The following is a 9,664-nucleotide window of genomic DNA, read 5'->3' as shown; positions in this document are numbered from 1 at the left end:
AACTGGATCAGGCCGCATCAATTCAACGATGGGCTACCGCCTGCGGTGGCCGAAGAAAAACTTAACCCACTGTCCGGGATGGGTTGACCACTACAGTCGTCGGGGCGGGAGCGGATGCCGTAGGTTGCGGTTGAGCGCAGCGAAGCCCAACAGCCAGGCACCGGCGGCCCGGCGAAGCCCGTCCGGACTCCGAGTGCGTTGGGCTTCGCTATGCTCAGCGCCAACCTACCTGCGGTTTCAGCGCCCCTGCAACGAATGCCCGACGGCGCCCTTCTCGGCGACCTTGGCAGCGTCCCACAGGGCGTCCATCTCCTCCAGACTGGCCTCCTGGGGCGTGCGGTCCTGGGCTTTCAGCGCCTCCTCGATGAACCGAAAGCGCCGTTCGAACTTGGCGTTGGCCTGGCGCAGGGCATCCTCGGCGTCGACCTGCAGGTGCCTCGCCAGGTTGACCATGACGAACAGCAGATCCCCGACCTCTTCCGCCACCTGGGCCGCCTGACCGTTGGCCATGGCCTCGCGCACCTCGTCCAGTTCCTCCTGGATCTTGGCCACCACCGGGGTGGCATCGGCCCAGTCGAAGCCGACATTGGCCGCACGCTTCTGCAGCTTGGCCGCGCGACTCAGGGCCGGCAGCGCGGCCGGCACGTCGTCCAGCAGCGACAACTGCTCGGGCGCCACGGCCTTTTCCGCGCGCTCCTCGGCCTTGATCGCTTCCCAGCGCTGCTTGATGGTCGCCTCGTCCAGCCGCGGCAGGTCCAGCGGGCCATGCAGGTCGCCATCGGGAAAGACATGGGGATGGCGCCGTACCAGCTTGCGGGTGATGCCATCCACCACCTGGGCAAAGTCGAAATGGCCATCCTCGCGCCCCAGCTGGCTGTAGTAGACGACCTGGAACAGCAGATCGCCGAGTTCGTCGCGCAGCTGCGGGAAATCCCGCCGGGCGATGGCATCGGCGACCTCGTAGGCCTCTTCCAGGGTATGGGGCACGATGCTGGCGTAGTCCTGGCGCAGGTCCCAGGGGCAGCCGTGCCGGGGATCGCGCAACCGGGCCATGAGGTGCAGCAGGTCGTCGAGCTTGTACATGGGTGAATCCTGTCACTGGAAAAAGAACGAGGCGCCAGGAGGCGCCTCGTGGGGGCATCGTTATACCGCTCAGGCGGCGCGATTACGCCGGGCTTCGATGATGTTGGGCAACTGGGAGATACGCCCGAGCAGGCGGCCCAGGGCGTCCAGACCGGGGATCTCGATGGTCAGCAGCATGTTGGCGGTGTTTTCCTCGCGATTCGAGCGGGTGTTCACCGCCAGCACGTTGATCCGCTCGTTGAGCAGGATCTGCGAGACATCACGCAAGAGACCGGAGCGATCGAAGGCCTTGATGACGATATCGACCGGATAGGTCTGCACCGGCACCGGGCCCCAATTCACCTGGATGGTCCGTTCCGGTTCGCGACTGGCCAGCTGCAGGGCGTTGGCGCAATCCTGCCGGTGGATGGTCACGCCGCGCCCCAGGGTGATGTAGCCGACGATGGCATCGCCCGGCACCGGCTGGCAGCACCCGGCGATCTGGGTGAGCAGGTTGCCCACCCCCTGGATCTGCACATCGCCACGCTTGCCCGGCTTGTTGGTCGGCTTGCGCGGCAGGAGATCGAGGGTATCGACGCCCTTGTCCGGCTCCACCAGCTGCTGGGCGGCGTGCATCACATGGGCCAGGCGCAGATCACCGGCGCCCAGGGCCGCGAGCATGTCCTCGGCACCCTTGTAGTTGACCTTCTCGGCCAGGGTGTTGAAGTCCACCGGCGGCAGCGCCAGGCGCGACAACTCGCGCTCGACCATGGCCTTGCCGGCGGCGACGTTCTGGTCGCGCGCCTGGAACTTGAACCAGTGGACGATCTTGGCCCGGGCCCGCGAGGTGTTGACGTAGCCGAGGTTGGGGTTGAGCCAGTCGCGGCTGGGCGAGCCCTGCTTGCCGGTGATGATTTCCACCTGCTCGCCGGTCTGCAGCTGGTAGTTCAGCGGCACGATGCGGCCGTTGATCTTGGCGCCGCGGCAATTGTGGCCGATCTCGGTGTGCACCCGGTAGGCGAAGTCCAGCGGCGTCGCGCCCTTGGGCAGGTCGATGGCGTGGCCGTCGGGGGTGAAGACATAGACCCGGTCCGGCTCGATGTCGACGCGCAGCTGATCGGCCAGGCCGCCGATGTCGCCCAGCTCCTCGTGCCATTCCAGCACCTGGCGCAGCCAGGAGATCTTCTCTTCGTAGTGGTTGGAGGCCGACTTGACGTCGGTCCCCTTGTAGCGCCAGTGGGCGCAGACCCCCAGTTCGGCCTCTTCGTGCATGGCGTGGGTGCGGATCTGCACCTCCAGCACCTTGCCTTCCGGACCGATCACCGCAGTGTGCAGGGAACGGTAGCCGTTCTCCTTGGGATTGGCGATATAGTCGTCGAACTCGCGGGGAATGTGCCGCCACAGGGTATGCACGATACCCAGCGCGGTGTAGCAGTCACGCACCTCCGGCACCAGCACCCGCACCGCGCGCACGTCGTAGATCTGGCTGAATTCCAGGCCCTTGCGCTGCATCTTCCGCCAGATGGAATAGATGTGCTTGGCCCGGCCGCTGATGTCGGACTTGATGCCGGTGGCGGTGAGTTCGTCACGCAGCTGCTGCATGACATCGGCGATGTACTGCTCGCGATCCAGCCGCCGCTCGTGCAGCAGGGTCGCGATCTGCTTGTACTGCTGGGGCTCCAGGTAACGGAAGGACAGGTCCTCCAGCTCCCACTTGATATGACCGATGCCCAGGCGGTGCGCCAGGGGCGCATAGATGTCGGCCACCTCGCGAGCCACCCGGTTGCGGCGCTCTTCGGTGGCGTTCTTGACCGCACGGATGGCGCAGGTGCGCTCGGCCAGCTTGATCAGGGCCACGCGCACGTCGTCGACCATGGCCACCAGCATGCGACGCAGGTTGTCGACCTGGGTCTGGCTGCCCAGCACCATGGACTTGCGCGGATTGAGGCTCTCGCTGATCGCCGCCATGCGCAGCACGCCTTCGATCAGCTTGGCCACCACCGGCCCGAAATGCTCCGCGGCCGACTCCAGGGTCGCCTTGCCCTCGCGCACCGCCCGGTAGACGATCGCCGCGATCAGGCTGTCCTGATCCAGCTTTAGATCGGCCAGGATCTCGGCCATCTCCAGGCCGGTGTGGAAACTGGAGGTGCCCTCCGCCCAGGTGTGCTCGACCTGGCCGGAATTCTCCTCCGCCGTGCGGGCGAAGCCGCAGGCATCCAGCAAGGTCTCGCGATCGAGATTCGGATCCACGCTCTGGATGTGATCCAGCCAGGCGTGAAGGTTGATGCTGCCATCGACGTTGACTGGCTGATGCGCTCTGACCTGTACCATCTACCCCTTCCTCACGGCGGTGCCTTCGCCGGATTGGCTCGCATCGGTTGGCGAGCCGTCGTTACCCGGGCATCCCGCCCGCTTCGAACAACACCATGGCTTCCACATGGGCGGTCTGCGGGAACATGTCGAGAATGCCCGCTCTTGTCATGCGATAGCCCTGTCGGACCAGCTCTCCCGCGTCCCGTGCCAGGGTGGCCGGATTGCAGGAGACATAGACCAGCCGCCCGATACCCAGGCCCTTGAGCTGGCGGACCACCTCCAGCGCACCGTCGCGCGGCGGATCCAGCAGCGCCAGCGAGTGGCTGCCCAGATCGGCGGGTAGCGGGTTCGACAGGTCCACCTGTAGAAAGTGCGCGTTGCCGATGCCGTTGTCACGCGCATTTTGTATTGCCCGGGATGTCATCGCCGCGACCCCTTCGATCCCGGTGACGGCCGCTGCCTGCCGCGCCAGCGGCAAGGCGAAGTTGCCGAGGCCGGAGAAGAGATCGAGGACCCGGTCGTCGGCCCTGGGCGCCAGCCAGTCCAGCGCCTGGGCGACCATGGCTTCGTTGATGGCGGCATTGACCTGGACGAAGTCGCCCGGCTGATAGGCCAGCGTCAGGTCCCAGGGCGCCAGCCGGTAGCCCAGCCTGGCGTCGGCCCGATCGGGTTGCGGCTCGCCCTTGCCCTGCCACCAGAGCTGGACGCCGGCCGCCGCGCAGAAATCGCGCAGGCGCGCCTGGTCGCCCGGCAGCAGCGCCTGGGTATGACGCACCAGCAAGGCGGTCGCCGTCCCTTGGAAGAGTTCGACATGACCGATCGCCTGGGGTCGCTCCAGCCCGCTCAGCAGGTCGGGCAACGCCCGCAGCAGGGGCTGCAGTTCCGGCACCAGCACCAGGCAGTCGTCGGGGGTAACGATGTCCTGGCTGGCCTCGGCGCGAAAGCCCACTTCCAGACGGTCCTGGCGTTCGTCCCAGCGCACCGCGATGCGGGCGCGGCGGCGATAGCCGAATTCGGGCCCGACCATGGGCGCGGCCCAGGCCAGCGGCTGCACCCCGGCCAGACGGCGGAACTGCTCGGCCAGGGCTTCCTGTTTGAGGGTGAGCTGATCGGCATGGGGCAGGTGCTGCAGGGTGCAACCGCCGCAGCGGTCGGCCACGCTACAGGGCGGCGTGCGGCGCAGCGGACTGGCCTCCAGCACCCTGAGGGTACGGGCCTCGACCACCTGGCTGCGGGCGCCGAGCACCCGCGCCTCGACCCGCTCGCCCGGCAGGGCGCCGGCGACGAACCAGGTCCGCCCGCCTTCGTGAGCGATGCCGCGACCGTCATGGGACAGCCGTTCGATGCCCAGCAACTGCCGTTTGCCGGTCGGTACCGCTGGCGCCCGGGCGCCCCCGGCCGGCTGGAAGCGCAGTCCGCCACCGCCTCGCTTAGCGCGCGTCATAGACGCCGGTCGACAGGTAGCGATCGCCTCGGTCACAGATGATCGCGACGATCACCGCATTGTCCACTTCCCGGGCGATGCGCAGGGCGCCCGCTACCGACCCGCCGGACGACACGCCGCAGAAGATGCCTTCTTCCCGCGCCAGGCGGCGCATGGTGTCCTCGGCTTCCTGCTGGCCCATGTCGATGATGCGGTCCACGCGGCTGGCCTCGTAGATCTTGGGCAGATAGGCCTCCGGCCAGCGGCGGATGCCGGGGATGGCGGCGCCCTCTTCCGGCTGCAGACCGACGATCTGCACCTCGGGATTCTGCTCCTTGAGGTAGCGCGAGGTGCCCATGATGGTGCCGGTGGTGCCCATGGAGCTGACGAAATGGGTGATGCTGCCGTGGGTCTGGCGCCAGATTTCCGGACCGGTACCCAGGTAGTGGGCCACCGGATTGTCGCCATTGCCGAACTGGTCGAGCACCTTGCCGCGGCCTTCGGCCTGCATGCGGGTGGCCAGATCCCGCGCCCCTTCCATGCCGTCTTCCCTGCTCACCAGGATCAGCTCGGCGCCATAGGCGGTCATGGCCGCCTTGCGTTCGGCACTGGAGTTGTCGGGCATGATCAGGATCATGCGGTAGCCCATGATGGCGGCCGCCATGGCCAGGGCGATCCCGGTATTGCCGGAGGTGGCCTCGATCAGGGTATCCCCGGGCTGGATGTCGCCACGGGCCTCGGCCTGGCGGATCATCGACAGCGCCGGGCGATCCTTGACCGAGCCCGCCGGATTGTTGCCTTCCAGCTTGAGCAGCACGGTACTGCCGGTGTCGGTGGCCAGGCGCTGCAGGCGCACCAGCGGTGTGTTACCGATGCAATCGGCGATGGTGGGATAGTGCAGACTCATGAATCAGCTCGTTCCGCCAGGGGTGAAAGCCTTCCATGATACTCCCAAAGCCCCGCCGACCCTACCCGTCCGGCAGTTGCCTAGGGTCGCCGCGCGGCAGCCCCGTCGCTGGCCACTTCCAGGGCCGCGGGCAGGCTCAATGACAGCACGCCCTCCGGTCCCAGGTTGGGCCGTATCTCGGGCGTCACCTGCATCCCCGGCAGTCCGGCCAGCCGTTCGGCCAGTCGCTTGGCGGCATCGGGCGCCACCTTGCGGGTCAGGTCCTCGGTACCGGAATACAGCCAGAGCCGTACCGGCCGGGCCCCACCCACGCCCTGGAATTCCTGCGCCCGCTTGAGAATGAAGCCCTGCTGCCAGCCATAGGCGACATCGCTCGCCACATAGCGCTGGAACGCCTGCGGCTGCCGATAGAGGGTGTCGAGCACGAAGAGGCCGCCGTAGCCATGGCCCCAGAGGGTCTGGCGATTGGGATCCACCGGCACGCTCTGGGTCAGCAACGGCTTGATACGCTGCTCGATCAGGTCGAGAAAGGCCCGCGAGCCCCCTGCCGGCCAGTCCTTGCGCACGTCGTCGCGCGTGCGGCCATTGCCCACCGCCGGCGTGTAGTCGTAGGTGCGTTCCTGCATGGCGTCCGCGGCATCGGCATAGCCGATGGCTACCAGCACCGGGGGACTCTTCAGTTTATGGGGCGACAGCCAGACATCCTGGAGTTGCGCCAGGGCGGCATCGCCGTCGAGCAGGAAGAGCGCGGGATAGCCCATCATCGGCGCCGGTTGCTTGGGAATGCCGATGTAGACCCGATAGCGGCGCTTGCCGTCCGCCGAGTCGAGCAGGTGCGTCTCGAAGCTATAGTACATCGACCCCCGCTCCACCAGGGTGGTCTTCTTCGGTTCCTGGGCGTGGGCCTGGGTCGGCGCCAGCCAGCCGGTCCCCAGCAACAGGGCGCCCGCCAGCATCAGACTGCAACTCTTCTTCAAAGGATCTCCTCGAACGCAACCGCACCGGAACGACCGGCAGTCCCTACCAGACCGCCGATGGGATCAATGGTTGTGCACCGCGGCCAGGGACCGTGGCAGCCTTCGCGGATTTTCTCGAATCAGAGCGCCAGGGGGTGCGACCCCTTTCGCAAAGACTCTCTTTACATTTGGTAAAGGGGTTAGACTCGCCAAATTTCCTCGGGGGACATGCAGTGCTGGACGAATTGGGACTCAAGGGGCGCATCCTGCTGTTGAGCGTCCTCCCGACCTGCTGCATGGCGGCTCTGCTGGGGGTCTACTTCAGCTGGGTGCAGCTGTCCGACATGCGCAGCCAGCTCATCGAGCATGGCCAGCTGGTGGCCCAGCAGATGGCGCCGCTCATCGCCCCAGCCATGCGCACCGGCGACAACGACCAGCTCAACCGTATCGCCCAGCGTGCCCTCGACCAGGCCGATGTCCGGTCCATCACCTTCCTTGACGCCGAAGGCAACGTCCTTGCCCACGCCGGTCCCTCGATGACGGTGGAGCTCACCGGGCGCGACTATCAGACCATCAGCATGAGATCCGGTCTGGACATCACCCACTTCAACCTGCCGGTGCAGACCCATGACCTGCGCCTGACCCGCAGCGACGGCAGCCCGGCCACCCCCCAGACCCTGGGCTGGATCCAGCTCGAACTCTCCCATCACGCCACCCTGCTGCGCGGCTATCGCAACCTGGTGGCCGGCCTCCTGCTGATCCTGCTCGGCCTGGCCTTCACCGCCTTCATCGCGGTGCGCATGGGTCGGCGCATCAATCGGCCGCTGCAGGTGATCGCCCAGGGGGTCAGCCAGTTGCAGGAAGGTCGCCTGGAGACCCGCCTGCCGACCCAGCTCGGCAGTCCCGAGTTCGACGAACTGGCCACCGGCATCAATCGCATGGCCGAGGCCATGGAAAAGGCCCAGTTCGAGATGCAGAACAACATCGACCAGGCCACCGAGGACGTGCGCCAGAATCTGGAAACCATCGAGATCCAGAACATCGAACTGGATCTGGCGCGCAAGGCCGCGCTGGAGGCCAGCCGGATCAAGTCGGAATTCCTGGCCAACATGAGCCACGAGATCCGCACCCCACTCAACGGCATCATCGGCTTCACCAACCTGATGCAGAAGAGCGAACTGACCCCGCGCCAGCAGGATTACCTGAGCACCATCCAGAATTCCGCCGAGAGCCTGCTGAGCATCATCAACGAGATCCTCGACTTCTCGAAGATCGAAGCCGGCAAGCTGGTGCTGGAGAACCTGCCGTTCAACCTGCGCGACATGATCCAGGACACCCTGACCATCCTGGCGCCCTCGGCCCACGAAAAGCACCTGGAACTGGTCTGCCTCGTCTATCGCGACACCCCGACCCACCTGGTCGGCGATCCGCAGCGCCTGCGCCAGGTGCTCACCAACCTGGTGAGCAACGCCATCAAGTTTACCCACTCCGGCACCATCCCCGTGCGCGCCATGGTCGAGGAAGAGACCGACGACCACGCCCAGCTGCGCATCAGCGTCCAGGACACCGGCGTCGGCCTCACCGACGAAGACCGGCAGATGCTGTTCCAGGCCTTCTCCCAGGCCGACAATTCCCTGACCCGCCAGGCCGGCGGCACCGGGCTCGGCCTGGTCATCTCCAAGCGCCTGATCGAGCAGATGGGCGGCGAGATCGGCCTGGAGAGCATTCCCGGCGAGGGCTCGGAATTCTGGATCACCCTCAACCTGCCCAAGGCCCACGGCAGCGTCGAGAGCCACAAGCGCATCGCCCTGGCCGGTCGCCGCGTCGGCCTGGTGGAGCCCCACCCCCTCACCCGCCAGGCGCTGCAGCACCAGCTGGAAGAATGCGGCCTGAGCGTGGAGCCGTTCGAGACCCTCGAGCAGCTCAGCGAAGCCGTCGCCCATCCGGCCTCCGGCAAGTTGCCGGTCAGTCTGGCGGTACTCGGCGTCAGCGCCCGCAGCATCCCGCCGGATCTGCTCACCGAGCGCATCTGGGAACTGGGCCGCCAGGACTGCAACACCCTGGTCTATTGCCCGACCACCGACCAGGCGGTCTTCCATGCCTCGCTGCCCGATGTCCATTGCCAGCTGCACTCCAAGCCGGCCTGCAGTCGCAAGCTGGAGCAGGCGGTGGCGGAATTGCTCAACCAGCGGCCGCAGCGCAACGAGAGCGGTGGCCTGGGCATCACCGACCGCCCGCCGCGACTGCTCTGCGTGGACGACAATCCGGCCAACCTGCTGCTGGTGGAGACCCTGCTGACCGACCTGGGCGCCCAGGTCACGGCGGTGGAAAGCGGCTATGCCGCGGTGGAAGCCGTGCAGCAGGAGCGCTTCGACCTGGTGTTCATGGACGTGCAGATGCCCGGCATGGACGGACGCCAGGCCACCGAGGCGATCCGCGACTGGGAAGCCAGCGAGGGCGGCACCCCGGTGCCCATCGTCGCCCTCACCGCCCACGCCATGGCCAACGAGAAACGCGCCCTGCTGCAGAGCGGCATGGACGACTACCTCACCAAGCCCATCAGCGATCGGCAACTGGCCCAGGTCATCCTCAAGTGGACCGGCCTGCGCCTGCTGCACAGCTCGGCGCCCGAGGTCACCAGCCTCAACAGCGGCGGCCAGGACATCTCCACCCTGCCGGTGATGGATGCCGACGAAGGCCTGCGGCTGGCCGCCAACAAGCCGGATCTGGCCAAGGATCTCCTGAGCATGCTGCTCGCCTCCCTGGCCGCGGACCGCCAGGCCATCCGCCAGGCCCGCGAAGACGGCGATCGGATCGCCCTCATCGAGCGCGTCCACCGCCTGCATGGCGCCACCCGCTATTGCGGCGTACCCCAGCTGCGCGCGGCCTGCCAGCACAGCGAAACCCTGCTCAAGCAGGGCGCTCCCACCTCCAGCCCGGCGCTGGAAGAACTGGACGCGGCCATCGTCAACCTGTCGACCCAGGCCAAGAGCCCGCTGTAGC

6 protein-coding genes are annotated in these 9,664 nt (G+C 66.9%); 1 reads left to right on the top strand and 5 read right to left on the bottom strand.

Annotated features, from left to right (window positions below):
• Positions 1-237 precede the first annotated feature (237 nt).
• The 5 genes from mazG to EC839_RS03160 all read right to left on the bottom strand — a co-directional run bounded on the left by mazG (position 238) and on the right by EC839_RS03160 (position 6,682).
• Entirely contained in the window at positions 238-1,083 is an 846-nt protein-coding gene (gene mazG, locus EC839_RS03180; protein ID WP_132832164.1) for a nucleoside triphosphate pyrophosphohydrolase, read from the bottom strand.
• A gap of 69 nt (positions 1,084-1,152) precedes the next feature.
• Positions 1,153-3,393 (bottom strand): GTP diphosphokinase, encoded by a 2,241-nt coding sequence (gene relA / locus EC839_RS03175; RefSeq protein ID WP_132832163.1) that lies wholly within the window; start codon positions 3,391-3,393, stop codon positions 1,153-1,155.
• Between the two features lie 61 nt (positions 3,394-3,454).
• Complete coding sequence (gene rlmD / locus EC839_RS03170; RefSeq protein ID WP_132832162.1) at positions 3,455-4,819, bottom strand: 23S rRNA (uracil(1939)-C(5))-methyltransferase RlmD; 1,365 nt, start codon at positions 4,817-4,819, stop codon at positions 3,455-3,457.
• Positions 4,806-5,705: a cysteine synthase CysM gene (gene cysM, locus EC839_RS03165; protein WP_132832161.1), complete on the bottom strand. Its 900-nt coding sequence runs from the start codon at positions 5,703-5,705 to the stop codon at positions 4,806-4,808. The genes rlmD and cysM overlap by 14 nt, the downstream gene beginning before the upstream one ends.
• 80 nt (positions 5,706-5,785) lie before the next feature.
• Positions 5,786-6,682 carry an alpha/beta hydrolase gene (locus tag EC839_RS03160; RefSeq protein ID WP_177416658.1) on the bottom strand — a complete coding sequence of 299 codons (897 nt, stop codon included), beginning with the start codon at positions 6,680-6,682 and terminating at the stop codon, positions 5,786-5,788.
• A gap of 212 nt (positions 6,683-6,894) precedes the next feature.
• Between EC839_RS03160 and EC839_RS03155 the strand changes: the two genes are divergently transcribed.
• Entirely contained in the window at positions 6,895-9,663 is a 2,769-nt protein-coding gene (locus EC839_RS03155; protein ID WP_132832160.1) for a response regulator, read from the top strand.
• Position 9,664 lies beyond the last annotated feature (1 nt).

The sequence above is a fragment of the Pseudomonas sp. JUb52 genome (genome assembly GCF_004341115.1).
Lineage (GTDB): Bacteria > Pseudomonadota > Gammaproteobacteria > Pseudomonadales > Pseudomonadaceae > Chryseomonas > Chryseomonas oryzihabitans.
Note: the sequence above shows the minus strand (reverse complement) of the source record. Positions and strands in the feature narration are given on the sequence as shown.